The sequence below is a fragment of the Achromobacter sp. NPDC008082 genome, from assembly GCF_042957345.1.
GTDB lineage: Bacteria > Pseudomonadota > Gammaproteobacteria > Burkholderiales > Burkholderiaceae_B > Achromobacter > Achromobacter kerstersii_A.
Genome location: NZ_JBIBIB010000006.1, coordinates 299475 through 324036, shown reverse-complemented (window position 1 = coordinate 324036; position 24562 = coordinate 299475). Strand labels below are relative to the sequence as shown.

Annotated in this window: 26 protein-coding genes; 9 read left to right on the top strand and 17 right to left on the bottom strand. The window is 64.5% G+C overall.

Going from position 1 to position 24562, the window contains the following annotated elements; translation table 11 throughout:
- Positions 1-9 precede the first annotated feature (9 nt).
- Positions 10-2148 carry an acetate--CoA ligase family protein gene (locus tag ACFZAI_RS25055; protein ID WP_391569469.1) on the bottom strand — a complete coding sequence of 713 codons (2139 nt, stop codon included), beginning with the start codon at positions 2146-2148 and terminating at the stop codon, positions 10-12.
- 1 nt (position 2149) lies between these two features.
- Positions 2150-2920, bottom strand: coding sequence for an enoyl-CoA hydratase/isomerase family protein (locus ACFZAI_RS25050; protein WP_391569468.1), 771 nt, complete (start codon positions 2918-2920; stop codon positions 2150-2152).
- 290 nt (positions 2921-3210) lie between these two features.
- Between ACFZAI_RS25050 and ACFZAI_RS25045 the strand changes: the two genes are divergently transcribed.
- Entirely contained in the window at positions 3211-4089 is an 879-nt protein-coding gene (locus tag ACFZAI_RS25045; RefSeq protein ID WP_391569467.1) for an SMP-30/gluconolactonase/LRE family protein, read from the top strand.
- Between the two features lie 13 nt (positions 4090-4102).
- Here ACFZAI_RS25045 and ACFZAI_RS25040 read toward each other — a convergent pair whose 3' ends face one another.
- Positions 4103-5050, bottom strand: coding sequence for a LysR substrate-binding domain-containing protein (locus ACFZAI_RS25040; protein ID WP_391569717.1), 948 nt, complete (start codon positions 5048-5050; stop codon positions 4103-4105).
- A gap of 107 nt (positions 5051-5157) precedes the next feature.
- Between ACFZAI_RS25040 and ACFZAI_RS25035 the strand changes: the two genes are divergently transcribed.
- Both ACFZAI_RS25035 and ACFZAI_RS25030 read left to right on the top strand, forming a co-directional pair.
- Positions 5158-6222 carry an LLM class flavin-dependent oxidoreductase gene (locus ACFZAI_RS25035; RefSeq protein WP_054426608.1) on the top strand — a complete coding sequence of 355 codons (1065 nt, stop codon included), beginning with the start codon at positions 5158-5160 and terminating at the stop codon, positions 6220-6222.
- An 11-nt stretch (positions 6223-6233) separates the two neighbouring features.
- Positions 6234-7031: a flavin reductase family protein gene (locus ACFZAI_RS25030; protein WP_391569465.1), complete on the top strand. Its 798-nt coding sequence runs from the start codon at positions 6234-6236 to the stop codon at positions 7029-7031.
- 89 nt (positions 7032-7120) lie between these two features.
- Here the strand turns inward: ACFZAI_RS25030 and ACFZAI_RS25025 are convergent, their stop codons facing one another.
- From ACFZAI_RS25025 to ACFZAI_RS25010, 4 genes are all read right to left on the bottom strand, one after another.
- Complete coding sequence (locus ACFZAI_RS25025) at positions 7121-8083, bottom strand: tripartite tricarboxylate transporter substrate binding protein (RefSeq protein WP_391569463.1); 963 nt, start codon at positions 8081-8083, stop codon at positions 7121-7123.
- A gap of 191 nt (positions 8084-8274) precedes the next feature.
- Complete coding sequence (locus tag ACFZAI_RS25020) at positions 8275-8520, bottom strand: hypothetical protein (RefSeq protein ID WP_391569462.1); 246 nt, start codon at positions 8518-8520, stop codon at positions 8275-8277.
- 233 nt (positions 8521-8753) lie between these two features.
- Positions 8754-9767: a zinc-binding alcohol dehydrogenase family protein gene (locus ACFZAI_RS25015; RefSeq protein ID WP_391569461.1), complete on the bottom strand. Its 1014-nt coding sequence runs from the start codon at positions 9765-9767 to the stop codon at positions 8754-8756.
- Between the two features lie 35 nt (positions 9768-9802).
- Positions 9803-10597, bottom strand: a complete 795-nt coding sequence (locus ACFZAI_RS25010) for an SDR family NAD(P)-dependent oxidoreductase (RefSeq protein ID WP_391569460.1) — start codon at positions 10595-10597, stop codon at positions 9803-9805.
- A 113-nt stretch (positions 10598-10710) separates the two neighbouring features.
- Here ACFZAI_RS25010 and ACFZAI_RS25005 point away from each other — a divergent pair, with 113 nt between their 5' ends.
- Complete coding sequence (locus tag ACFZAI_RS25005; RefSeq protein WP_391569459.1) at positions 10711-11613, top strand: LysR family transcriptional regulator; 903 nt, start codon at positions 10711-10713, stop codon at positions 11611-11613.
- A 165-nt stretch (positions 11614-11778) separates the two neighbouring features.
- Here the strand turns inward: ACFZAI_RS25005 and ACFZAI_RS25000 are convergent, their stop codons facing one another.
- The gene (locus ACFZAI_RS25000; RefSeq protein WP_391569458.1) at positions 11779-12300 is read right to left on the bottom strand and encodes a DUF6496 domain-containing protein; all 522 of its coding nucleotides are present in this window, start codon (positions 12298-12300) and stop codon (positions 11779-11781) included.
- A gap of 186 nt (positions 12301-12486) precedes the next feature.
- Between ACFZAI_RS25000 and ACFZAI_RS24995 the strand changes: the two genes are divergently transcribed.
- Positions 12487-12702: a dodecin gene (locus ACFZAI_RS24995; RefSeq protein ID WP_054426601.1), complete on the top strand. Its 216-nt coding sequence runs from the start codon at positions 12487-12489 to the stop codon at positions 12700-12702.
- A 629-nt stretch (positions 12703-13331) separates the two neighbouring features.
- Here ACFZAI_RS24995 and ACFZAI_RS24990 read toward each other — a convergent pair.
- The 3 genes from ACFZAI_RS24990 to hpxZ all read right to left on the bottom strand — a co-directional run bounded on the left by ACFZAI_RS24990 (position 13332) and on the right by hpxZ (position 15117).
- Positions 13332-13478, bottom strand: a complete 147-nt coding sequence (locus ACFZAI_RS24990; RefSeq protein WP_391569457.1) for a hypothetical protein — start codon at positions 13476-13478, stop codon at positions 13332-13334.
- A gap of 541 nt (positions 13479-14019) precedes the next feature.
- Positions 14020-14574, bottom strand: coding sequence for an NADPH-dependent FMN reductase (locus ACFZAI_RS24985; RefSeq protein WP_391569456.1), 555 nt, complete (start codon positions 14572-14574; stop codon positions 14020-14022).
- Between the two features lie 168 nt (positions 14575-14742).
- Entirely contained in the window at positions 14743-15117 is a 375-nt protein-coding gene (gene hpxZ / locus ACFZAI_RS24980) for an oxalurate catabolism protein HpxZ (protein WP_391569455.1), read from the bottom strand.
- Between the two features lie 258 nt (positions 15118-15375).
- On the opposite strand from hpxZ, the gene ACFZAI_RS24975 reads away from it, so the two are divergent.
- Positions 15376-15918 (top strand): antibiotic biosynthesis monooxygenase, encoded by a 543-nt coding sequence (locus tag ACFZAI_RS24975; protein WP_391569454.1) that lies wholly within the window; start codon positions 15376-15378, stop codon positions 15916-15918.
- Between the two features lie 50 nt (positions 15919-15968).
- On the opposite strand, the gene ACFZAI_RS24970 is transcribed toward ACFZAI_RS24975, so the two are convergent.
- From ACFZAI_RS24970 to ACFZAI_RS24945, 6 genes are all read right to left on the bottom strand, one after another.
- Positions 15969-16676: a GntR family transcriptional regulator gene (locus tag ACFZAI_RS24970; RefSeq protein WP_391569453.1), complete on the bottom strand. Its 708-nt coding sequence runs from the start codon at positions 16674-16676 to the stop codon at positions 15969-15971.
- A 54-nt stretch (positions 16677-16730) separates the two neighbouring features.
- Entirely contained in the window at positions 16731-18119 is a 1389-nt protein-coding gene (locus ACFZAI_RS24965) for an AtzE family amidohydrolase (protein WP_391569452.1), read from the bottom strand.
- A complete protein-coding gene (locus tag ACFZAI_RS24960) occupies positions 18116-18298 on the bottom strand; it encodes a DUF4089 domain-containing protein (protein WP_054426595.1) in 183 nt (60 codons plus the stop codon). Before ACFZAI_RS24960 ends, ACFZAI_RS24965 begins: the two co-directional genes overlap by 4 nt.
- A 55-nt stretch (positions 18299-18353) precedes the next feature.
- The gene (locus tag ACFZAI_RS24955) at positions 18354-19175 is read right to left on the bottom strand and encodes an ABC transporter ATP-binding protein (protein ID WP_391569451.1); all 822 of its coding nucleotides are present in this window, start codon (positions 19173-19175) and stop codon (positions 18354-18356) included.
- Positions 19176-19982, bottom strand: a complete 807-nt coding sequence (locus ACFZAI_RS24950) for an ABC transporter permease (RefSeq protein ID WP_391569450.1) — start codon at positions 19980-19982, stop codon at positions 19176-19178.
- Positions 19983-20075: 93 nt separating this feature from the next.
- Positions 20076-21083: an ABC transporter substrate-binding protein gene (locus ACFZAI_RS24945; protein WP_391569449.1), complete on the bottom strand. Its 1008-nt coding sequence runs from the start codon at positions 21081-21083 to the stop codon at positions 20076-20078.
- A 362-nt stretch (positions 21084-21445) separates the two neighbouring features.
- Here ACFZAI_RS24945 and ACFZAI_RS24940 point away from each other — a divergent pair, with 362 nt between their 5' ends.
- The 3 genes from ACFZAI_RS24940 to ACFZAI_RS24930 all read left to right on the top strand — a co-directional run bounded on the left by ACFZAI_RS24940 (position 21446) and on the right by ACFZAI_RS24930 (position 24500).
- Positions 21446-22357 (top strand): LysR family transcriptional regulator, encoded by a 912-nt coding sequence (locus ACFZAI_RS24940; protein ID WP_391569448.1) that lies wholly within the window; start codon positions 21446-21448, stop codon positions 22355-22357.
- A gap of 126 nt (positions 22358-22483) precedes the next feature.
- A complete protein-coding gene (locus ACFZAI_RS24935; protein WP_391569446.1) occupies positions 22484-23149 on the top strand; it encodes a hypothetical protein in 666 nt (221 codons plus the stop codon).
- Between the two features lie 28 nt (positions 23150-23177).
- A complete protein-coding gene (locus ACFZAI_RS24930) occupies positions 23178-24500 on the top strand; it encodes an MFS transporter (RefSeq protein ID WP_391569445.1) in 1323 nt (440 codons plus the stop codon).
- Positions 24501-24562 lie beyond the last annotated feature (62 nt).

The window sequence follows — 24562 nt, the reverse complement described above, 5'->3', positions numbered from 1 at the left end:
GCTTGGTCCTTACAGTGCGGGCGCGGCGCGCGGGATCATCAGCGCGTCGAGCACGACCACGCCTTGGCCTTGCGGCCGCACCAGAATGGGGTTCATGTCGATGTCGGATACGTCGTCGCGATGCCGGAACGCGAACTCCGACAAGCGCGCCACGCTGCGCGCCGCCGCGGCGATATCGGCTTTGGCCTGCCCGCGCGCGCCGTCCAGAATCGGGAACATCTTCAATGACCGGATCATCGCCAGCGCCTCGTCTTCGGTGACGGGGGCGGCCTGCACCGCCACATCGTTCAGCACTTCGGCATAGATGCCGCCCATGCCCACCATGACGATCGGCCCGAAAACCGGGTCTTGCGAGACGCCCGCAATCATCTCCGTACCGCCTTGCAGCATCGGCGCCACCAGCACGCCATCGATGCGGGCCGCGGGGGCGTGCCGCGCCACGTTGGCCAGAATGCGCGCATGCGCGTCGCGCACGGCTTGGGCGTTGGCGACGTTCAGCATCACGCCGCCGGCCTCGGTTTTGTGCGCCACATCTTCCGACGCAATTTTCAACACCACGGGGTAGCCGATGGCATCGGCCGCGCGCACGGCCGCGTCGGCATCGCCCGCAATCACTTCGTGCGGGACATCAATGCCCACATTGCCCAGCGCCTGCTTGGCGTGGAATTCGTTCTGAAAGACGATGGGGTCGACGGGTTCGGCGGCGGGCAGCGCGCGTTGATGCGTTTTTTCCGCACGCAATTGTCCAAGCCGGACCAGCCCGGCCAGCCCAGTGGCCGCCGCGTCGATGCTGGAGAACACCGGAATACCCAGCGCGTTGATCTGCGCGATGGCGTCGGCCGGCCCCTGGCTGATGATCATCAGCAAGCGGTCGGGATGGCTCACGCGAACCTGCGCCAGCGCTTCCAGATAGATGCCGCGCAGGCGCGTGTTGTACAGCGACAGCGACATGAACAACACCAGCGCGCTATCGGACGGGTCTTCCAGCAAGGCGGTCAGCATCTTTCCCAAGATGTCGGGCCGGCTCGACATTTGCGCCGACGCATCGACCGGGTTGCCGGTGCTGGCGGTAGGCACGGCATCCAGGATGCGTTGCTGCGTCAGCGGCGCCAAGGCGGGCAGGGCCATGCCGGCTTCGCTCATGGCGTCGGCCATCATGATGCTAAAGCCGCCAGACGCCGCCACCAGCGTCACGGCGTCGTTGCGCGGCAGGCGGTTCGGCATGAGCAAGGAGGCGGCGTGGCCGATATCGATCAGCGCTTCCACCGAGCGCACGCGCAACACGCCGTGGCGGCGGAAGACGGCGTCGATCACGGCGTCTGAACCCGTCAGCGCGCCGGTGTGGGATGCGGCCGCCTGCTGGCCTTTTTCAGTGGAGCCAATTTTCAACACGATGACGGGCTTGCCGAGTTCGCGCGCCCGTTGCAGCGCGCTGATCAGCTTGGCCGCGTCGCGGCAGGTTTCCATGCAGCACAGAATGATGCGCGTGTCCGGGTCGTCGGCCAGCGCGGCGATGCCGTCGGCCACGTCCACGTCAGCCTCGTTGCCGGTGGCAATGAAGCGGCTGACGCCCATGCCGCGCCGCGCCACGCTTTGCATGGTGTGGCTGCCCACATTGCCCGACTGCGACACGATGCCCGCGTGGCCAGCGGGCGGCATATGTTCTTCCAGTGCAATCGAGAACGAACCAATCAGCCGGTCCGCCACATTGACCGCGCCCAGGCAGTTCGGCCCCAGCACGCGCATGCCGTGCTCGCGCGCAATGGCCACCAGCTCGGCTTGCAGCGCTGCGCCCGCCGGACCCGCTTCCGTGAAGCCGGCCGACAGCACAATGGCCGCTTTGGTGCCGCGTGCGGCGCAGTCGCGCAACGCGGCGGGCGTGGCGCTGGCCGGCACCGCCAGAATCGCGAGCTCGGGCGCGGTGGGCGTGTCGCGCACCGAGGCGTAAGCGGGCAAGCCCTGAATGACGCCACCCTTGGGGTTGATGGGGTAGACCGCGCCCGCATAGCCGTGCTTGATCAGCATATGCACCGGCCGGCCGCCGATTTTTGTGATGTCTTCCGAAGCGCCCACGATGGCGATGCTTGCCGCCTTGAAAAACGGCGACAGCCCCGCGCCCGCGGGAAGTGCGTGTGCCAGAACCGCCATGTCAGCGCCCCTTGAACTGCGGCTGGCGCTTTTCCAGGAAGGCCATGCGCGCTTCCCGGGCGTCTTCCGTCTTGGCGAGCGCCATGGTGAAGTCCTGCTCGAAGCGGTAGGCATCGCGCTGCGGCATCAGGTCGACCATATTGGCCGCACGCTTGGCGTACAGCACGGCCAGCGGCGCTTTGGATGCGATCTCGTGCGCCAGCGCCAGCGCGGCGGGCAGCAGTTGATCGGGCGGCAGCACCTCTTCCAGCACGTTGCGGCGCAATAGATCGTGGGCGCTCAGGCGCTGGCCGGTGAAGAACATGCGGCGCAGGGTCGACCGGCCGACCAGCGTGCGCAACATGGACGCGCCGCCCGCCAGGCCGACATTGATTTCGGGCATGCCGAAGGTGGCGTTGTCGGAGGCGTACATGATGTCGCATGCCGCCATCAGGCCCAGCCCCGCGCCGAGGGCTGCGCCGTTAACGGCGGCAATCACGGGCTTGGCGCATTCCTTGATGGCGTTGCCGGTTTCGCGGGTGATGCGGTTGTGCTCAAGAAAGTCGCCCGCGATGTCGGCGTTGGGGCGGTCTTTCAAGTCGGCCCCCGCGCAGAAGACCTTGCCGTGGCCGGTCAGCACGGCGCAGCGGATGTCGTCGCGTTCGGAGATTTCGTCGAAGATGGCCACAATGCGGCGGCGCATGTCGCGGTTCAGCGCATTGACGGGCGGGCTGTTCAGCGTGACAAGGGCAACGCCTTCGTTGACGTCGAGAGTGACAGTGGATTCGCTCATGCCGTCACCTTGAAGAACGTGGAAAATGCGGGGGAAAAAACAGAGGGGCGCAGGGCGCGGTTGGCATGCGGCATCGCGTGTCTCCTTGAGTCGGATGGACCGGTCTCGCCCTGCATTGCTGCCCGGGGGCGCCGGCTTTTTTTGGATTATATGGACGGGTATTGCTGCGGATTCAGGCCAAAATTGTTGGTTGTGTTCTGCATGAAAACGCCATATTCCACGGGCCTGCAAGCCGATACCATGGGATGGGAAATCGTCCGCCGGACGAGCAAAACAGAGGCGGTCGGCAGATGCAGATCGAGCGTATCGGCACGGTTCGCGCGGCGCTGGGCGAATGCCCGGTGTGGGACGCGGCCAGGAACAGGTTGTGGATGCTGGATTGCCGCAGCGGACAATTGTTGAGCATTGACCCGGACAGCGGCGCCGCGCAAACCTGGCAGTTGCCCGCCCCGGTGGGCTCGTTTGCGTTCAATGGCGACGACGACATCATCGTGGCGCTGAAAGACACGTTTGCGCTGTACCGCTTATCAGATGGCGCGCTGCGCACGCTGGGCGGCATCGGTGACAGTCATCCGCATCTGCGCTTGAACGATGGTGCGCCGCTGCCAGACGGAAGCTTTGTGGCGGGCACCATGCACATCCACCGGCAAGCAGGCGAGGCCCCGCTGGGCGGTTTGTACCGCGTAGACCTGGAAGGCAACGTGAGCCGGATCGCCCAGGGCCTGGGCGTGGTGAATGGCCCCGTCATGCATCCCGACGGCATGCACTTCCATGTTTGCGACAGCGCGCAGCGCAAGATTTTCCGCTATCGCATGGACGCGCCAGGGCGCTTGTCATCCCCTGAAGTCTTCGTGGACACGGACGCGCTGGGGTCCGCGCCTGACGGCTGCTGCTTTGATCGGGAGGGCGGCTTGTGGACGGCGCTGGTGCATGCCGCCGCCATTGCGCGGTTCGATGCGGACGGCAAGCTTGACCGCCGCATCGAATTGCCGGTGGCGCACCCGGCGTCACTGTGTTTTGGCGGTCCTGATCTGTCGGCCCTTTTCGTGACCACGATCAGCGACAGCGGCCGCTTGTCGGCATCGGGGCCGCTGGATGGCGCGTTGCTGCGCATCCGGGGCGCAGGCGCTGTGGGCGCGCCGCGCGGGCAGTGCCGCATTCGCCTTTAATTACCGCCCCGGATCAGGGGCTTTCGGCGGCCGCCATCTTGTTGTACGCCGTGAACCGCAGCGCGGAACCCGACACGTGCGACGCCACGAAATCCAGGAACAGCCGGATCTTCACCGGAATCATCGCCGTGTCCAGAATGGTGGCGTACATACCTTCTTCGAAGGTCGTGTTCGTGACCTGGTAATCGGGGAACAAGCGCACCAGCGTGCCGCCCGAAATATCGTTGTGCACGGTGTAGTCGTCAAGCAGCGCCACCCCTTCGCCCAGCAGCGCAAGCTCAAGCAGCGCCACGCCGTTATTCGTCACGTGGCGCGGCTTGATCAGCACTTCCTCGATGGCTTCGCCCTGCTTGAAGCGCCAGCAGGTTTGATCGCCGGGCAGCAGATAGGCCAGGCAATCGTGCTGCGCGATGTCGGCGGGTTTTTCGGGCGGGGCGTGCTTGGCCAGATACGCGGGCGAGGCCACCAGAAAGCGTTCGCTTTTGAACAGGATGCGCCGCTTCAGGCCCGCTTCTACAGGCGGCGAAATGCGGAAATCGATATCGAAGTTGTTGCGGCGCAAGTCCGTCTTGGCTTCGGACAGCACCAGCTCAATGTGAATGTCGGGGTACTGCTGGCGAAACGCCGCCACCAGCGGGGGCAGCACGCCCAGGCCGAACATCATGCGCGAATGCACGCGCAGAATGCCCTTGGGCGCCGCGCGGATTTCGGTGATGTTGCGATGCGCCTCGTTGATGTTCCACAGAATGGATTCAAGCTGTTGCGCATATTCCTGGCCGGCTTCAGTCAGCACGACCTGGCGGGTCGAGCGCAGCAGCAGCTTGACGTTCAACTCGTTTTCAAACTCGGTGATCATGCGTGACACCGATGTTGCCGACACGCCAAACTGCCGCGCGGTTTCAGAGAAACTCTCGGTTTTCGAGATCGACAGAAAGAGCTCCATCGCGCGCAGTCTGTCCATCATTCCTCCACTTTATGCAGCACAGAACGCCGCTTTTCTTGTATTCAGCCGATGACTGCCGGCCTCTAGAATTTCCTCAGACGTCAAGCAATCAATGAGGAGACATTATGGAATTCGGCGTGTTCATTCTGGCGCAGCAGCGAGGTTACCACCAGTCCTCAAAGCAAGTCATCAACAACTCCATCGAGCAAACCGTGGTGGCTGAGCAGGCCGGTTTCGACGCCGCCTGGTACGCCGAGCACCACTTCAACAACTACTCGTTGTCGCCGTCGCCGCTGATGACGGTGGCCCACGCCGCAGCCAAAACGCACCGCATCCGCCTGGGCACCGCCGTGTGCATTCTGCCGCTATACCACCCCGCGCGCTTTCTGGCCGAGGTCGGTTTCGTGGACACGGTGTCCAATGGCCGTCTGGACTTGGGCGTGGGGTCGGGCTACCAGGAATTCGAGTTCGAACGCTTTGGCGTGCAGATCGCGGAATCGGGGGCGATCTTCAACGAATTTCTGGACGTCATCCCCAAGGGCCTGACGCAAAAGATCTTCGAGCACGACGGCCAGTTCCTGAAGATTCCGCCCAGCTCCATCGCGGTGCGCTGCCTGCAAGACCCGATGCCTCCGCTGTGGATCACGTCCGGCAATCCGGTCACGCTGGGCCGGGGCGTGCGAGAAAATCACAACCTGTTCGTCACCGCGCTGCTCAAGGGCAATGATGCGATTGCCGAGCTGCGCGGCCGCCTGGAAAAGGTGGCGCAGGACAACGGCCGCGATCTGGACCGCGATGTGAAGTTCGGCTTCCTGCGTTGCGGCTATGCGTCGGACAACAAGGCCGAGATTGACGCGTATCTGGATTGCGCGCGCTTTCAGCGCCGCATTTCCGAAAGCCTGAAGTTCCGCCGTGCGCAAAGCGACGACGGCTACATGGTCAAGGAAGTGCCGTCGGAAAATGACCCCACGTTCGAGCAGCTGCGCAAGAATCTGCCGGTGGGCTCTGTCAATGAAGTGATCGACAAGATGCTGGAAGAGATCAGCATCCTGCGGCCCAAGCACATTGCCCTGCAGACGCAGCTGGGCGACTTCGATCAGAAGACGATGCTCAAGCAGATTGAACTGTGGGGCGACAAGATCATTCCGGCCATCCGCAAGGAAGTCGGCAGTACCGCAGCTATTGCGTAAAGGAGCGCACCATGCAGATCTATCTGAGCAACGCGGGCGCCATTACGCTGCGCCATCCCGCGGACTTCCGGCGGCTGGATGTGCTGGCCGATCCGCAGCCGCGCGAACGGCTTGAGCACGCGATTGCCCGGGTGGGGCGGCGCGAAGACGAGCGCCATGTGCGCCTGTCGCCCTCGGTGCTGCGCTTCTTGTCGCAACACGCGGGCGACCCGAAGTGGGAAGCGGATTTTTCCGCGATGGTGGACTACGCGGCCCGCCACGGATGGGTGGACGAACGCGGCGACATCCGCGCGCACATGGTGGTCAATGAGCATGACCAGGTGGTGTCGGTGGATGACTTCAAGGCGGCTATGCGATCGCTGCCGGCGGGCATCAGCGCCGTCACCACGGGCGAGGGCGAGCACGTGGCCGGCATGATCGTGTCGAGCCTGACGTCGATTTCGGCCGATCCGCCGATGGTTGGCTTCTTCGTTCAGCAGACGTCATCTGCGCGCGAGCCCTTGCTGCGCCACGGCCGCTTTGTGGCCAACGTGCTGGGCGAAGGGCACGAGGCCGTCATGCAGGCGTTTCTGGGCCAGCCGCAGGGCATGGCGCGGTTTGCGCAAGGCGGCTGGGTGATGAACGAGCAAGGCACGCCGGTGTTGCCGGATGCGCTGGCCAGTATCGAGTGCGATATCGTCTGCACCGAAGTGCTGGGCACGCATGATTTGATCGTGGGCAAGATCCGCAAGACGGCGTGCCGCGAGGCGCAGCCCGTCATCAACTTCAAGTCGGCGACCCATCGGATTGCGCCGGTGCGGCTGCAATAGCCGTGGCAGGTGATTGCCTGCCTGCATGAATAAGGAATAAGCCCGCCAGATTGGCGGGCATTTCTTTTTGCTGGCGGAAAACCTGTCGTTCAGTCCAGAACGATGTGGTTTTCCTGGATGACCTTGCCCCAGTATTGGCGGTCGGCGTCCAGTTGGGCGTCCAGGGCCTGCGGGCCGCCGGCTTTCTCGGTCTGCCCGTTGGTGACGAGCAATTGGCGGAAACTCTCGGATTGCACCGTCTTGATGGCGGCCGCGGAATAGGCCTGGATCACGCTGGCGGGCGTGCCTTTGGGCGCGTGCAAGCCGGTCCAGTAGCTGGCCTTCAATTGCGGATAGCCCAGCTCGGCCACCGATGGCACGTCGGGCAGGGCAGGGTCGCGCTGATCGGTCGTCAAGGCCAGAATCTTCACGGCGCCCGCCTTCTGGTGGTCGGCCAGCGCGATGGGCGTCATGTACGACAAGTCGTTGCGGCCGGTGATGAGGTCGATAAGACTCGTCGGCGTGCTCTTGTATGGCACGGCGGTCAGCGGGATGCCCAGCGTCTTCGACAGGATCAGCCCGTAGAGATCGGTGACGCTGCCCGGCCCCAAAGACCCATAGGTCAGCGCGCGGTTTTCTTTCTTGGCGTAGGCGACCAGGTCCGCGATGGAATTCACGCCGATGGTGGCGGGCACGGTGATGGTCAATGGCCCATCGAACATCATGGCGACCGAATCGAAGCTGTCGAAACGGTATTGCAGGCTGGGGCGCAGCAGCACGTTCAGCGACACGGGGCCTGAGCCGCCCATCAGCAGCATGTTGCCGTCGGCGGGCGCACGCGCCACCTGGGCGGCGCCGATGATGCCGTTGGCCCCCGGCTTGTTCTCGACGATGAACGGCACGCCCAGCTGCGCGCTCATGCCTTCGGCCAACAGGCGCGCGAAGTTGTCATTGGGGCCGCCCGCGGCGTAAGGCACGATCAGGGACACGGGCTTGGGGGCGGCGCGCAGGGCCGGGCTAAGCATCATGAGGGTGCCGGCCGCGAGGAATCCGCGGCGCGTGAGCTTGAACATTGTCTCTCTCCTTGTTCCCGCCGCCATGCATGTCCGGGCCTTCTGCGGGCCGGCTTTGCGTGTTGTCATGAGCAGCTGGGGCGGCGGGCGCGCGTGCGCCAGCCTGGGGTTGTCACTGCAATCGATGATAATTTTTATCGGACTTGCCGATTACCCCACCGTTACGCAAAACAGTTCTGCGAAGGCCGCGGTTATCGGCTGGCGGGCAGCCGCGCCGCGCGGGCGCGTTGCAACAGCTGGAAGGCAATTTCCAGGACGGCCGCCGCCGCCAGCGCGGCCAGCACGGACGCCACCACCTGCGCGTCCCACAGCCGCAGCGGCCCGACGCGGAATTGAATGGTGTCGAATACCAGCCCCGCCGAAAACCCCGCAACGATGATGGCCTTCCACCCTTGCAGCGGAAACAGCCGGAGCATCAGCAACGTAAACGCGACCATGGCCCAGAGGACCGGTTCGAGCGTCTGGGCGATGAAATGGGCAAGCAGAGGAAACTCCGTTCGGGGCGTGGGGCAGGGTCGAACGAGGTTTTACTGCTTTCGGGCGGCGTTGGCGAGAGGTCCTGGCGTGACGGTGGCGTAACGGTTGCGTAACGGTGGCGAAACTCCCGGGCGGAATCCTCAGGCTGCACCTGAGACAAAGCCCGCCGGGAGGTCTCGTCGGGCTTTCGGGGTCAGAACCCTTCCAGCACCACCTTGCCCTGCGCTTTGCCGCTTTCAATGAAGGCGTGCGCGCGGCGCAGGTTGGCCGCGTTGATCGTGCCGTAGTGCTCGCCCAGCGTCGTGCGCAGCGTGCCGTTGTCGATCAGGCGGGCGGCCTGGTTCAGCAATTCGTGCTGGGCGATCATGTCGGGCGTGTTGTGCAGCGGCCGCGCAAACATGAATTCCCAGTGCAGCGACGCGGACTTGCCCTTCAGCAGGCGCACGTCGATGGCGGCGGGGTCGTCGATCAGCGCGATCTTGCCCTGCGGCGCAATCGCCTCCGCCAGTTGCGGGAAGTGCTTGTCGGTGTGGGTCAGGCCCGCAATGAAATCCACCTGGTTCACGCCGATGCGTTTGAGTTCGTCCGTGATCGGCTTGCTGTGGTCGATGACGTGGTGCGCGCCCAGTTCGCGCACCCACGCCTGGGTCTCGGGGCGCGAGGCGGTGCCGATCACCGTCAGCCCGGTCAGTTGACGGGCCAGTTGCGTCAGGATCGACCCCACGCCGCCGGCCGCGCCGATGATGAGCAGGGTGCGCTGGCTGGGGGCGTTGTTGTCCAGCACGCGCAGCCGGTCAAACAGCAGTTCCCAGGCGGTGATGGTCGTGAGCGGCAGCGCCGCGGCCTGCGCGAAGTCCAGGCTCTCGGGCATGCGGCCGACGATGCGTTCGTCCACCACGTGCTGCTCGCTGTTGGCCCCCGGCCGGTTCAGCGCGCCGGCGTACCAGACGCGGTCGCCCGGCTTGAACAGGCTGGTCTTGGCGCCCACGGCCCGCACCACGCCTGCGACGTCCCACCCGATGACCTCGGGCTTGCCGTCTTTGGGGGCGCGGTTGGCGCGGATCTTCACGTCCACGGGGTTGACGGAAATGGCGTGCACATCGACCAGCAGGTCGTGGTCGCCGGGGGTAGGGGCGTCAAGGGTGATGTCTTGCAGCGCGTCGGCGTGGTCTGCGGGCAGGTTCTTGAAATAGGCGATGGCTTTCATGGGATGAGGCTCGTTTGAGAGTTAGGGGCGATTGCTTAAAGAATGGAGCGGACGACGCCGCCGTCCACGCGCAGCGCCGCGCCATTGGTGGCGGCGGCCTGGGTAGAGCAGGTGTAGACGACCATGTTGGCCACTTCGTCCACCGTGGCCAGGCGGCGCAGCAGCGACGTCGGACGATGCTGGGCGATGAAGTCGCGTTCCATCTCGTCTTGCGACACGCCTTGCTCCTTGGCCATTTCGGCGAAGAAATCCGACACGCCTTCGGAACGCGTGGGGCCGGGCAGCACCGCATTGACCGTGACGCCGGTGCCGGCCGTGAGTTCGGCCAAGCCGCGCGACACGCCCAGCAATGCGGTTTTGCTGACGCCGTAATGGATCATCTCGGCGGGAATCTGCACGCCGGATTCGCTTGAGATAAAGACAATGCGGCCCCAGTTGGCCGCCATCATGCGCGGCAAGTAGTAGCGCGATAGCCGGATGCCGCTCATGACGTTGGTGTCCAGCATCTGCTGCCAGTCGTCGTCGGTGATTTCGGTGAAGGACTTGGGCGCGAAGAACCCGGCGTTGTTGACCAGGATGTCCACGTCGGGATGCGCGGCGGACAGCGATGCCGCGCCGTCGGCGGTAGCCAGGTCGGCTTGCACGGTGCCAACCTTGGCGTCTGGAAACTTCTGCGTGATGGCGGCTGCCGCGTGCGCCAGCTTGTCGGCGCTGCGCCCGTGCAGCACCACTTCCGCGCCTGCTTCGGCCAGCCCGAAAGCGATGGCCAGCCCGATGCCGCCGGACGATCCGGTGACCAGGGCCTTCTTGCCGTTCAGTTCGATCTTCATTGCGGTGACTCCAGGAATAGGGGGGAACGGGTCCATGATTACCCAGTCCGCAGCGATGAAAAACCGGCTAGCATCGCACTCAGTTTCAATAATTTTTTGAAAATGAGGCGACCATGGTCCGGTTCGAGGACTTGAGAATCTTCGTGGCGGCGGCCGACCACGGCAGCTTTTCGGCTGCGGCGCGCGAATTGGATCTGACGCCCGCCGTCGCCAGCGCCGCGCTCAAGCGCCTGGAACTGACGCTTGAGACCCGATTGTTTGTACGCTCCACACGCAGCCTGCGCCTGACGGGCGACGGCGAGCGTTATCTGGAGTACGCGCGCTCGGCGATTGCGACGCTGGAAGCCGGCAAGAACGCCATGGCGCGCGACAAGACCGCCATCTCTGGCACGCTGTCCGTTTCCATACCGTCTGACCTGGGGCGCAATGTGCTGCTGCCGTGGCTGGACGACTTCCAGCAGCAGCATTCACGCGTGAGCTTCCAGGTGCGGATCAGCGACCGGCTAGCGGACCTGTACCGCCAGCCGGTCGACATCGCCATTCGCTACGGCACACCCAACGATTCCGCGCTGGTGGCGTTGCCGCTGGCCGAACACAACCGCCGCTTGGTGTGCGCATCGCCCGCGTATCTGGCGCGCCACGGCGTGCCGCAAGCCCCGGCCGATCTGCGCCGGCACAATTGCCTGTCGTTCGTGCTGGGCGAAACCCTGCACGACCGCTGGACATTCGACCGCGATGGCGCCAGCACAACCGTGCCCATCAAGGGCGACCGCGTAGGCGACGATGGCGACCTGGTGCGCCGCTGGGCGCTGGCCGGCCACGGCATCGCCTACAAGTCGCGCTACGACGTGCTGTCCGACTTGCGCGCAGGGCGGCTGGTTGAGCTGCTGCCCGACTACGTCACCGAGCCCTCGCCGCTTTACCTGCTGTGCGTGCATCGCATGCTGCTGTCACCCGCCGTCAAACGTATGCGCGAGTTTTTGCAGGAACGCTTCCGGCAGTTCGACGCGGGCTAAGGCGCTCCGGACCGACGCGTCTCCGGCGGATGCGTCCTGGCTGATGCGCTTCGCGGCTGCTGGGCTTTGCGGCTGCTGCGCTTTGCGGCTGATACGCGTCGCGGCTCATACGGATCGCGGCTGATACGCTTCGCGGCTGCTGCGCGTCGGGCTATTGTCCACCGTTCAATGCGCAGCGCGGTGATGGCCGCTTGCCGCCTGCTTGTTCATTGCGCGCGTGTGGGCCGCCTTCTTCGCCGCCGCCGACCGGCCGGCCGCGCCCTTGGTGGTGGCGGCCTTTTTCGCCGCGGCGGAACGGTCAGCCGCGGTGCGACGGCCGGCGGTCTTGCTGGCTTGCCGCGACAACGCGGCGCGCGATGCCGGTTTGGCGCTTTCCTTCTTCAAGGCGGTGGTGGTGGCGCGTGACCGTGTCGTGGATTTGGCGTGGCCGTCCTTGGCCGCATGGGAATCCTGCGCGGCCTTGCGCTTCGTGGCGGGGCTGGCGCTTTTGGACGCCGGGAGTTTGACGCCTGCCCGCCGCGCCTTCGACAGCCCGATCGCAATCGCTTGCTTGCTAGACCGCACGCCGTGCTTGCCCTCGCGCACATGGTCAATTTCTTCACGCACGAATTCGCCGGCCTGCGTGGATGCCGACTTGCCCTCGCGCTTGTCGCGCTTGGCCCGTTCCAGAGTTTTTCTTTCTGGCATGGTGGTCTCCTTGCCGAGTTGAAAAAACGGAGTCCGTCGCGGGTCGAGACCGTGCGACGGAACTCGTAACACCACGATAGCGCGGCGGGCGTATGCTGTGTGTTCGAATGAATTGCCGGTCGTAAGCACCGGAACATGGCCGCACGCCGGCGATTCACACCTCACCCCCCTTAGCGGAGACGAGCTATGTCGAATCATGTGTACAAGCAAATCGAATTGGTGGGCTCTTCCACCAAGTCCACCGACGACGCCATCGCCAAAGCGATCGAGCGTGCGTCGGAAACGCTGCGCAATCTGGATTGGTTCGAGGTCACCGAAGTGCGTGGCCACATCAAGGACGGCAAGGTGGCGCACTGGCAGGTCGGTTTGAAGATCGGCATGCGTCTGGAAGGCGACAAGTAATTCCGCCGCTGCCTCTTTTTTGAGCACGCCTTCCAAGTACTTGTCGGGTAAGGACTTTTCAGGCTTGTTATCCGACTGTTCATAGGCTTGTCCACATTCGATGGGGACAAGCCTATGCCCTTATCCCCAGCGCATCGCGCGGTGTGGCGGGCATGGCGGCGCTGAAGCGGCGTTGAGCGTTTCTTGCCCGCCGCCTGCAAGTCCTTGGCAGGCAAGGGTTTTTCGCGAGTACCCGCACACTGTCCTCAGGCTTATCCACATTTGGCGGGGACAACCCCAGGCGCCAAAATGCCGCACTGAGCCTTTCTTGACCACCCCTTGCAGGGCATTGATATCACAGGCTATTTCCGACCTGCCCTCAGACTGTCCTCATGCTTGTCCACAGAATGCTGGGACAAATGCACAGGCGAAAGCGGATATGAAAAAGGCCTGGACGGACATCCAGGCTTTTTGTGCATAAACACGCCAAATCTCATCCAAATGGAGGATTGCGCAGTGTTTGATCAGCCCGTGCAAGTGCTTGGCAGGACAGGGAATTTTGACTCTACCCCAAGACTGTCCTCAAGCTTCTCCACAGTTGGCGGGGATAAGTTCGGGGCCTGACCGCCGAGCACGGCTTACCGTGCCGGTTATACCGACCGGCGCCATTGCCGGCGGCGCCGCAATTCCTGGAGCCGCGCCTTGCGGTCAGCCTTGATGATGTTGGTGCCGACGTACAAGCCGAAGACGATCAGGGCGGCGCACAAGCCCACCATGACGAGGGTTCCGAACACCATGTTTGTCTCCTTGATGCCTGCGAGGGTGATGCCTGATGTAGCAAAGGCTGGCGAGCGACAGCGCCACTATCAACACCACAATCAGCGCGGCGAGTTTTAAATACCATGTCCACGCCGTTAGTTCCGGGTGGGTCTCGAATGCGACAGAGGTCGCGCCCAACCCGCTTGCAATCGCGATGCCAGCAAAGAAGTGTGCAAAGGCGTCCCGCTGTTTTCCTACGGGCTTTGTCAGCGCATGCAAGAAGGTGTGCCACACCACGCGGACTTGCCGCCGTGCAGGCGGGTGATGCCATAGCGCCAACAGCCACATCATCGCAAGCGGGCTAAGTATCAAGAACGGGATGACCATCACTCCTCCGCCAAATACATGGCAAGTCACTGAACCCTTGAATGATAGTCAGTGGCTCCGCCGTACGCTTGGCGTGGCGTGACGGATTCGTCCTATAAAAAAGCCCCCCGACGTATCGGGGGGCTTGATCGCCCGGAGGTAGATCGGGCGATCGGCGCCGGCAGGCTCGCGCGCTGCCGGCAGCGGCGGCGATCAGGCGTTCTGTTTCTTGACCCAGTCAACGTAGCGGTCGATCCAGCCTTGCAGGAACTTGCGCGTGCCTTCGTTGGTGATGGTGAATTGGTCATCGACCAGGCCGTCGGCGTACTGCAAGAACACTTCCGGCGTGGTCAGCGCGTTGGCGCCTTCGGCGGCCAGGATGTTGCGCAGGTGCTGCTGCATCATCGCCGTCCCCGCGGCGCTGGGCGAGGCGCCGACAATGCCCACGGCTTTGCCCGGCCACGAGTTCTGGCCCCACGGGCGCGAGCCCCAGTCGATGGCGTTTTTCAGCGCGGCGGGCAGCGAACGATTGTGTTCGGGGGAGACGAACAGGATGCCTTGCGCATCGGCGATCTGTTGCTTGAGCTTTGCGGCCGGTGCGGGAAGGTTGTTCTCGTTGTCCTGGTTGTAGAGCGGGATGTCGCCCAGGCTCACATACTCAAATTTGAAGTCGGCAGGGACCAGCTTTTCCAGCGCACGCGCCAGTCGCAAATTGATCGAGGCGGCGCGCAGGCTTCCGACGAAAACCGCAATCTTGTATGTGCTCATGGGTGGGGGCTCCAACGGAAAAGGGAAAGTCCAGTGTAGACCTGGACGGTGACGTGCTCAATCCTGATTGCACATATTGTTATGCTGCGTCCTGCCCGGCCGGCAGACGCTTCAGCGCCATGCCATGCGCTGTCGTGCCGTGCCGCCCCGTGCGCAGCCGTTCCAGCTTCAACTCATCAGGCTGACATGCGCAGACACCACGCGCCAGCCCTGCGGGGTGCGCATCCACGTCTGGCTCTGACGGCCGATGCGGTCGCTGCCGTCGCGCTGGAATTCCAGGTTGGCGGTGGCGAAGTCGGTGCCGTAGGTGGTGATGGCGGTGCGCAGCACGCGGCGCGCCAGGCCCTGCGGCGAACGCCCGGCACGAAAGGCGCGGATGGCGTCGTAGCCATACAGGTTTTCACTGGCGCCGTAGCGCAGCGTGTGCGGGCTGTTCCAGAAGAGCGTGTCCAGCACCTCGACGTCGTTCGTGACAAGCGCCGTTTCATACTGCTCAAAAGCCGCCGTCACTTCGGCCACGACGTCGGGCAAATTGATGTCCATGCGTAAGACTCCGGTTGCACCAGAATGGTGCGGGTTGTAGGGGTAATCACCAATATGGTGTCTGCTGCGGTGCGTCAATTCATCATTGCGCGGGCGATACACACTCGGCCCCGGGCGAAACGCGGCGCCGGATACCTGGCACGCACTTTGCTAGGGTTTGTCAGGGTAAATACTGCATTCGCGCGGCATCCCCACGATGTCCGCACTGCACTGCACCGCACGACATAACAAGCTACACCGCTGCTCAGGAGTTCCATCATGTCCAGTTCCGCTGTTTCCGCCCCGGTCACCATGCTGGTCACCCGCCATATTGCGCCTGAACGCTATAGCGATTTTCTGTCCTGGATTCGCCAGGGCGAAATTCTGGCGGCGGGCTTTCCCGGCTTTCTGGGATCGGGCGTGCTGCAACCGCCGGAAGGCGGCGACCAATATCAGATCGTGCTGCGCTTCACGGACGAGGCGAGCCTGAACCGTTGGGAAAAGTCGCTGCCGCGGCGCATGTGGCTGGAACGCGGCGCGAAGCTGGTACGCGCCAGCCATGAACGCAAGGTCAGCGGCACGGACAGCTGGTTCGCGCCCACTGCCGCCAGCGCGCCGCCGCGCTGGAAGCAAGCGGTCAGCATCTGGCTGGCTTACTTTCCGGTGTTGCTGGTGTTCTCGATTCTGGTCAGCGAGCACTTGAGCATCCTGCCGGTGTTCTGGCGCGTGCTGATCACCAGCGTGATCCTGACGCCCATCATGGTGTTCATCTGCATCCCGGTCATCTCGCGCGTCCTGCAACGCTGGCTGCGCGCGGGGTAACGCGCCGCGCCCGACGCTGACGCGGTGAACCGCTCAGCGTGTTCCCCGCGTCATGCCGCCTTCGCATGGCGCGTGGAATACAGCCGGTGCAAGGTGATCTTGCGCACGGCGTTCTGACTGTCCTGGATATGCGATTGCAGCAGCGGCACGGCGCTGGCCGCGTCGCGGGCCAGCACGGCGCGCAAGATCGCGCCGTGTTCCTCATACGTCTTGTGGATGCGGTCCTGCTGCGTGAAGTCCAGCCTGCGCACAATGCGGATGCGCTCGGTGGCCGCGCGATGCACGCGGGATATCTCGGGGTTGCCGGCCGCCGCCACCAGGTCCATATGAAAGCGTTCATCCAGGTCGGCCAGCCATTCGCCATCGCTTGAATGGCTGCTCTCATCAACCAGCCAAACATCCGCCAGCGATTGCAGCGCGCGCACCGGGTCCGGCCCATGGCCGGGCGCGCACAACGCATGCACGGCCGCGGTTTCGAGCACGCTGCGCAACTCGTAGAAGTGGTCCAGCGTGTTGAAGTCCAACGGCTTCACCAGCCAGCCATTGCGCTGACGCACTTCCAGATAGCCTTCGCGCTCTAGCCGGAACAAGGCTTCGCGCACCGGCGTGCGGCTGACCTGCAAGCGGTCGGCGATTTCGGTTTCGGTGAAGCGGTCGCCCGGGGCCAGCCGGAAATCAAGGATGTCGCGTTTCAGCGCGCTATAGGCCGAGTCGGCCAGGGTGCGCGGCATGTCGATGGCGGCGAAAGCGGTTTCCATTGCGTGACCTTGGGTGCGAAGCTAGCGTGAGAACGTGGCGTAGGGGCTGACCGGTCAAACGGGCCGCACGCGCGCGGCGCCGGCTTGTTCCAGCGCATAGGCGGCGCTCAGGCAATCGGCCTCGCGCCAGGGCGCGGCGATCAGTTGCACGCCCAACGGCAAGTGGCCGTCCTGTTCCGTTTCCGGCCAGGTGGGCGCGGTGCAGACAGGCAGGCCAATGCACGAGAGGGGCTGCGTCAACAAGCCCATGCTGGCGCGCGCGGGCAGTTCCTTGCCGGCCAGCGTCAGCCAGTCGGTGCCGATGGGCGTGGCGGACACGGGCGTGGCAGGCGCGATCAGTACGTCGTACTGATCGAACAGCGCCAGCGCTTCGCGATAGACGCGGTGGCGGATGCGTTGCGCCTGCTGCACCCACGCCGCAGGCACCAGGCTGCCGGCCACCAGGCGGTCGCGCGAATAGGGTTCGTACTCGTCGTAATGCGAGATGAGCTTGCCGCGATGCAAGGCGCCGCCTTCGGCTGCGGTGATGATGAACGCCGCGGCGCGGGCTTGCGTGGCGCCGGGCAGTTCGACGATGGCGGTGGCGTCCAGCGCACGCGCGGCGATGTCGACGGCGCGGCGGGCTTGCGGGCCGGCCCAATCATGGAAGTAGCCGCCCAGCACCGCCACGCGCAGCGTGCGCGCGCCGTTGGCAAGCGTGGGCAGCACGGGCTCGGCGGCGCGTTGCGCGCATGCGGCGTCATCCGCGTCCGGCCCTTGCAGTGCGTCGTAGGCGGCGGCCAGGTCGCTGGCGCTGGCTGCGAAGGGGCCCAGATGATCCAGGCTGCCCACAAAGGGAAACGACCCCGTGCGCGGCAGGCGGCCATACGTGGGCTTCAGGCCGAAGATGCCGCATAGCGACGCCGGCACGCGGATGGACCCATTGGTGTCCGACCCCAGCGTCAGCGGCACCAGTCCGCCCGCGACGGCCGCCGCGCTGCCGCCTGACGAACCGCCCGCAATGCGGGTGACGTCGTGCGGGTTGTGGCAGGCGCCGAAATGCGTGTTTTCCGTGGTGAAGCCATAGGCGTGCTCGTCCATGTTCAGTGCGCCGATCAGCACGGCGCCCGCGTCGCGCAACCGCGTGACCAGGCGGGCATCGTGCCGGGCAGGGGGATTGGACGCGTTGACCTTTCCACCCGCCAACGTCACTTCGCCGGCAATGTCGAACAGATTCTTGACGGCGTACGGCACGCCCGCCAGCGGCGGCAGGGTCTCGCCACGAGCGCGGCGCGCGTCGATGGCGGCGGCTTCCTGGCGCGCGCGGGCTTCGGTGACAAGCGTGAAGCTGTTGTAGTGGGGGTCGCGCTCGCGCACGCGGGCCAGCGTGGCGTCCAGCACCGCAACGGCGGTGCGTTCGCCGCTGGCGACCTGGCGGGCGATGTCGATGGCGGGGCCGCTCACGGACGGAACACCGAAGCCGATTCCAGTTCCACCGGCAGCGGCTCGTCAACGAAGCTGGCCGCAATGTCGTGGATGCGCGAGAACTGCTGCACGACTTCCGCCGTGGTGGATTCGCGCAAGGCGTAGCCCGATAACGCCAAGGCGCTACGCACGTATTGATCGATGGTTTCCTGGGTCATGGCGGATGCTCCCGATAGACTGGATGGTTGCTGCTGGGGTTAAAGCGTACTCAAATCACTTGCGCACTTCGCGCTGGAAGATCTCCAGGCTCAGTTTCTTCATCTGGATAAAGCTGGGTTCCGACAAGGTCTCCACGGTGCGGGGGCGGGCGTCGGTGTAGTTCAGAATCTCGGCCACGCGCGTGGGCCGCTTGGTCAAGAGCAGCACCTGGTCCGCCAGGTACACGGCCTCTTCCAGGTCGTGCGACACCAGCAGCATGGTCGTGCCTGTTTGGAGGAACACCTCCTGCAGTTTTTCGCGGATGAACAAGGTCATCTCGAAGTCCAGCGCCGAAAACGGCTCATCCAGGAACAGCACTTCGGGGCCGGGGGCCAGCGCCCGCATGATGGACGCCGTCTGCTGCTGCCCGCCCGACAATTCATACGGATAGCGCTTCAAGTCGAACTTGACGTCAAACGACGCCACCAGCTCTTCCACGCGCGCATCCACTTCGGCCTTGCTGCGCCCTTCCAGACGCAGCGGGTAGGCGATGTTGTCGATGGTGCGCAGCCACGGGAACATGGCTTCGCGATAGTTCTGGAACACGTAGCCGATCTTCGTTTGCGCCAGCGACTTGCCATCGAACAGGATTTCGCCTGCGTCGATGGGAATCAGCCCCGCAATCATGTTGATCAGCGTGGATTTTCCGCAGCCATTGGGGCCGAACACCGAGACGATCTTGCCCTTGGGAATATCCAGGTTGAAGTCTTCATACAGCGGCCAGCCCGCGAAATACTTGGTCAGGCCGCGGATGGTGATGTGGGTGCCCAGCGGGCCGGGCGCAAAGGGCGCGGGGGCGGGCGCAGGGGCAATGATGGGGTTGATGACGGTGGACATTTATCGGCCGCTCCAATGGACCACGCGCTTTTCCAGCACAAGAAAAAGGATGTTCAGCACATAGCCCAAGGCGCCCGCGGCCAGAATGGCTGCGTACATCTCGCGCACGTTCAGCACCTGCTGCGCATTGATGATGCGATTGCCCAGGCCGCTGTCGGACCCGATGAACATTTCGGCCACGATCACGATCACCAGCGCCATCGACACCCCGCTGCGCAGGCCCACGAACGTGGGTTGCAGGCTTTCCCAGATCAGCACGTCTTTGAAAATCTGCCAGCGCGATGCGCCCATCACCCGCGCCGCCATCACGCGCTGCTTGCGCGCGTTGATGACGCCGTAGGCGCTGTTGAACAGAATCACCAGCACGGCCGCAAACGCGGCGATGGCGATCTTGTTCATGTCGGTCACGCCGAAGATCATCAGGAACAACGGAATCAGCGCAGACGACGGCGTCGATCGGAAAAAATCCACCAGGAACTCAACGCTGCGGTAGGCCTTTTCATTGCTGCCCAACAGCACGCCCAGCGGCACGCCGATCACGCCGGCAATCACGAACGCCTGCAACGTGCGGTTCAACGATGCCAGGAAGTCCCACAGCAGCGGGCCGCCCGCCAGGCCCTTGACCAGGGCCACGATGGTGGCGCTGGGCGTGGGCAGCAGCACGGGGCTGACCAGTTGCAGGCGCACCACCAGATCCCACACGATGAACAGCGCCAGGGGGCCGATCAGCGGCAGAAACCGCGTCCCGTTGAATTTGCGCGGCGGCTGCTTGGCCGGCGCCGCGCTTTGGGCGGAGGGGGATGTCATGGCGCTCGATGCCTTCGTCGTGTTGACGGCCACGGCCACGGTGCTGCCCGTTGCGGCTGCCGCTGCGGAAGTTACGGTCGTTGCTGGCATGGGTCAGCCCTTGTAAAGCATGCTCGACACGTCGACCTTTTGCGCGAAGATGCCCTTGTCGGTGAACAGGTCGAAGAATTTCTGGAAGTACTGGATGTCGCTTGGCGTGAACTCGTTGTAGAGCGTGTAGGCGGCCAGCGGCACCTCTTCGGTCATGGGGCCTTCGATGGCGGTGTAGCCCTTCATGAAGGGGCGCGCCTCGGCCGGCTTGGTGCGGATCAGTTCGATGCCGCGCGCATAGGCGGCGATGAATTTCTTGCTTTCCTCGGGGTGCTTCTTCAGGAACGCGGTGGTGAGCGAGGCCGATCCGCCGAACCACGGCGCCATCGGATCGCCCAATACGTACTTGGCGATGACGCCCGTTTCCAGCACGCGCGTGGTGCCGTTCAGGCGGCCCACCGTGCCTGTGGGCTCCAGCGTGTAGCACGCATCCAACTGGCCGGCGGCAACCGCGGCGACGTGCTGGCTGATTGCCAACTCGACCACGGTTGCCCCGGTTGCGCCGGCGCGCTCCAGTACTGCTTTGGCCAGCGTGGCGTTCTGGATGCCGGGTCCAGATCCGACCTTTTTCCCCTTGAGGTCTGCTATGGATTTGATGGGACTGTCTTTCGCGACGATGAACTCATCCAGCACGTTCTTGGCGTTGCTGGGGTTGGACGCAAAAATCTTGAACAGGCCGGGCGATGCAATTTCGCCAATGGCCAGGTTGGCCGAGCCCGTGCCGTTGGCGCTGCCGTCTGCGCGGCCTGCCAGCATGGCTTCCATGACCTGCTGCGCGCCGGCGAACTTCAGCGGTTCGACGTTCAGGCCCGCTTCCTTGAAATACCCTTTCTCAACCGCGGCGTAGAACGGCAGGCCGGCCGCCACCGGCCAGTAGCCGATGCGAATCACCGGGCCCGATTGCGCACGCACCAGCGCGGGCGCGGCCAGCGTCGCGGCGCCCAACGCGGCCCCCTGGATCAGGCGGCGGCGAGTGGCGTTGAAAGCGTAGGGCGCATTGCGGTTGATCATGAGGGCTCCTGATGGGCGCGGGGTGAATGTGGGTTGCCGTAATCGGTTGCCTGTCTTGTAGACAAGCTTGCATACCAGTCATTAAGCAAAACGCGTGCCAGGTTTGCGTAAGCCTGCTCCGCCCTGGGGCGCGGGCGCGCCGGGCATCGGGGTGGTGCCTTGCGCGCGCCACATTGGTGCATGCCGCACCAGAGAAGGGGACATAACGCGGCGGCAGTCCGCCAGAAGCAGCCGCTGGCGACGTCCAGGCCGCAGCAGCCACGGCGCAGCGGCCCGGAAGGCGGTAGCATGGTCGCCAGCCGTGGCTTGCCGCCGCGGAAGCTTGAAGCAGAGTGGGGCGCCGTCATGCGGCGCCATGGATCATGAATACGCGTTTCGTCGAAGCCTTTCTCTGGTCGGCGCGCCTGGGCAGTTTCCGGGCCGCCAGCGACCGTCTCCACATCACCCAGGCCGCCGTGGCCAATCGCATCGCCTCGCTGGAAGAAGATATCGGCGCCCGGCTGTTCGAGCGCGACGCCAAGGAACTGCGCCTGACGGCCGTCGGCACGCGGCTACTGGACTACGGCGAACGGCTGCTGGAAATTCGCCAGCAGATCCTGTCGCTGGGCAAGCGTGGCGACGAAGTGTTCGGCCTGGTCCGCATCGGGGCCATCGAAACGGTGGTGCACACGTGGCTGATCGGCTTTCTGACAAACCTGAAGTCCACGTATCCCGGCATCGAGGTGCAGCTGACATCCGAAACCACGCGCGCGCTGCATCGCGGTTTGCGCGAAGGCACGCTGGACATCGCCCTGCAAACTGATTTGCTTAGCGACACCGGCATCATCAGCACCGCCTGCCTGCCGATGGAAATGGGCTGGGTGGGGCCAGCGGGCGACGAGCCATCGCTGACCGTGCAGCAACTGCTAAGCGAGCCGGTGCTGACAATGAGCCCGGGTTCGCAACCGCATGAGGCCTTGAAGGCGCTGTATCGCGAAGCGGGCATGCCGCAAGGCAAGGTGCACTGCGTGAGTTCGATGTCGGCGTTGGCGCGGCTGGTGAAAAGCGGTTTTGGCCGGGCGCTGGTGCCGCTGCCGCCCATGTACGAATATGTGGCGCGCGGCGAAGTGCAGGTCATCCGCTGTGACTTGCCCGTGCCGCCGCAATTGCTGGTGGTGAGCTATCTGGAAAGCGCCGGGTCGGACGCCATCCGGCTGGTGGCGGAGCTGGCGAGCCGGGCGTCGGACCAGTTCACGGCATCGGTCGTAGAGCCGCGTTTCGGGTCTGCGCAATAGTGTTATCCCTAGGGGGGCGCTCAGTAATTCTGTTGCCGTGAGGAAGAATTACTCGTTTGTCCCCGCCCCGCCTGGCGGACGAAGATTGGGCCTTCTGCAATTGTTGGAACCCTGGTCTTTCCGCTTATGAGCTATTCCGCCGCCTCGCTTCCCAATGGCCTGCTGTTCGTCGCCTCTGACGTGGCCGCCGCCGACGAACCCGATTTCAACCGCTGGTACGACCGCGAACACGTAGAAGAACGTGTGCGCATTCCCGGCTTCCTGTCTGGCGCGCGCTATGTGTCGCGCCACGGCGGGCGCAAGTACCTGGGCCTGTATCGCACCGAATCGCTGGCCGCCTTCACCACCGCCGATTACCGCGCCGCGTTCGAACGCCAGACGCCGTGGTCGGTGGCCAACCTGGACCGCATGCGTGACCCGATGCGCCGCGTGTGCGCCGTTCAAGCCGTCATCGGCGCGGGCAGCGGCAGCCAGCTGGTGGTGCTGCCCTTGCCGATGACGGATACCGCCGAAGCCCTGATCGTGCAGGCGCGCGAACTGGGGCTGATGCTGTCCGGCGCCGATGGCTTCGTGCAGTCGTACCTGCTGGTGCCTGACCCGGTGCTCAGCACGCCGCTGCCGCGTGAATCCACCGAGCAGCGCGAGCTGGCCCCGATCTTCATCGTGGAAGCCAGCACCGAAGCGGGCGCATTGGCCTTGCGTGACGAGGCCGCCGCCGCCTTCAAGACCGACGCGTCCCAAGCCTGGCTGCTTGCGCTGGGCTGGAAGCTGCACGCGTCCGATCTGCGCTGACACTGAACCACATAACAAGGAGAACCCTATGGCTGAACACACCTTGCCCGCGGCGTCTGCCGCGGCCGACACCGCCGGTGCGCCTAACAAGATGCGCCGGCTGGCGATGGCCAGCTCGGTCGGCACCACGCTGGAGTGGTACGACTTCACCATCTACAACCTGATGGCGGCGCTGGTTTTTAACTCGATCTTCTTTCCGTCGTTCGATCCGCTGACGGGCACCATCCTGGCGTTCTCGACATACGCCGTGGGCTATGTGTCCCGGCCGCTGGGCGGCTTTGTGTTCGGCCATCTGGGCGACCGCCTGGGCCGCAAGTTCGTGCTGGTCGCGACACTCGTCATCATGGGCATTTCGACCGGGCTGATGGGGCTGCTGCCCACCTATGCCTCGTGGGGCGTCTGGGCGCCGGTGGCGCTGGTCGCGTTGCGCTTCGTGCAGGGCGTGGCCTTGGGCGGCGAATGGGCAGGCGCGGTGCTCTTGTCGATGGAACATGGCAAGCCCCACCAACGTGGCCGCAATGCCTCGTTCACGCAGGTCGGGCCGTCGTGCGGCACGCTGATCGGCACGGGCTTCATCGCCATCGTCACCGCGTTTCTCAGCGCGGAAGATTTTCAGTCGTGGGGCTGGCGCGTGCCGTTCGTCTCCAGCGTGGCGCTGGTGATGTTCGGCTTGTGGCTGCGCCGTGGCGTTGAAGAAACGCCGGTGTTTCGGGAGATGGAAGAAAAGCGTGAAACCGCCAGCACGCCCATCAAGGAAGTGCTGGGCCAGTACTGGCGCCAGTTGCTGATCGCGGGCGGTTCGCGCATTGGGTCCGACGTTTTGTATGCGCTGGTGGTTGTCTTCACGCTGACCTACGTGACGACGGTGCTGCACCTGTCGCGGCCCATGGCGCTGACGGCGACGATGCTGGGCGCGGCGCTCAACGCGATTGCGGTACCGCTATGCGGCGCGCTGTCGGACAAGATCGGCCGCCGTCCGGTGTATCTGTTGGGCGCGGTGCTGGGCATGATCTGGGCGTTCGTGTTCTTTGTGCTGATGGATACGGCGCACCCCATCGCCATCTGCGCGGCGGTGGTGGTGGGCCTGTTGATCCACGCGCTGATGTACGGCCCGCAAGCCGCCTTCATCACCGAACAGTTCCCGGGCCGGGTGCGCTACGCCGGGTCGTCGTTGGCGTACACGCTGGCCGGCATTGTGGGTGGCGGGTTTGCGCCGCTGATCATCGCCAGCTTGTACAAGTCGTGGAATTCCACGCTGGCCATTTCGCTGTACGTGGCGGCTGCGCTGGCCGTGACGGCGGTGGCGCTGCTGGCGGCGAAGGAAACGGCCAAGGCGCCGCTGCAACGCTGATCGTCGCGACGCAGGCAGGTAACGGCCCGGGCCTTGGTCCGGGCTTTTTCCATGGGGCGGGC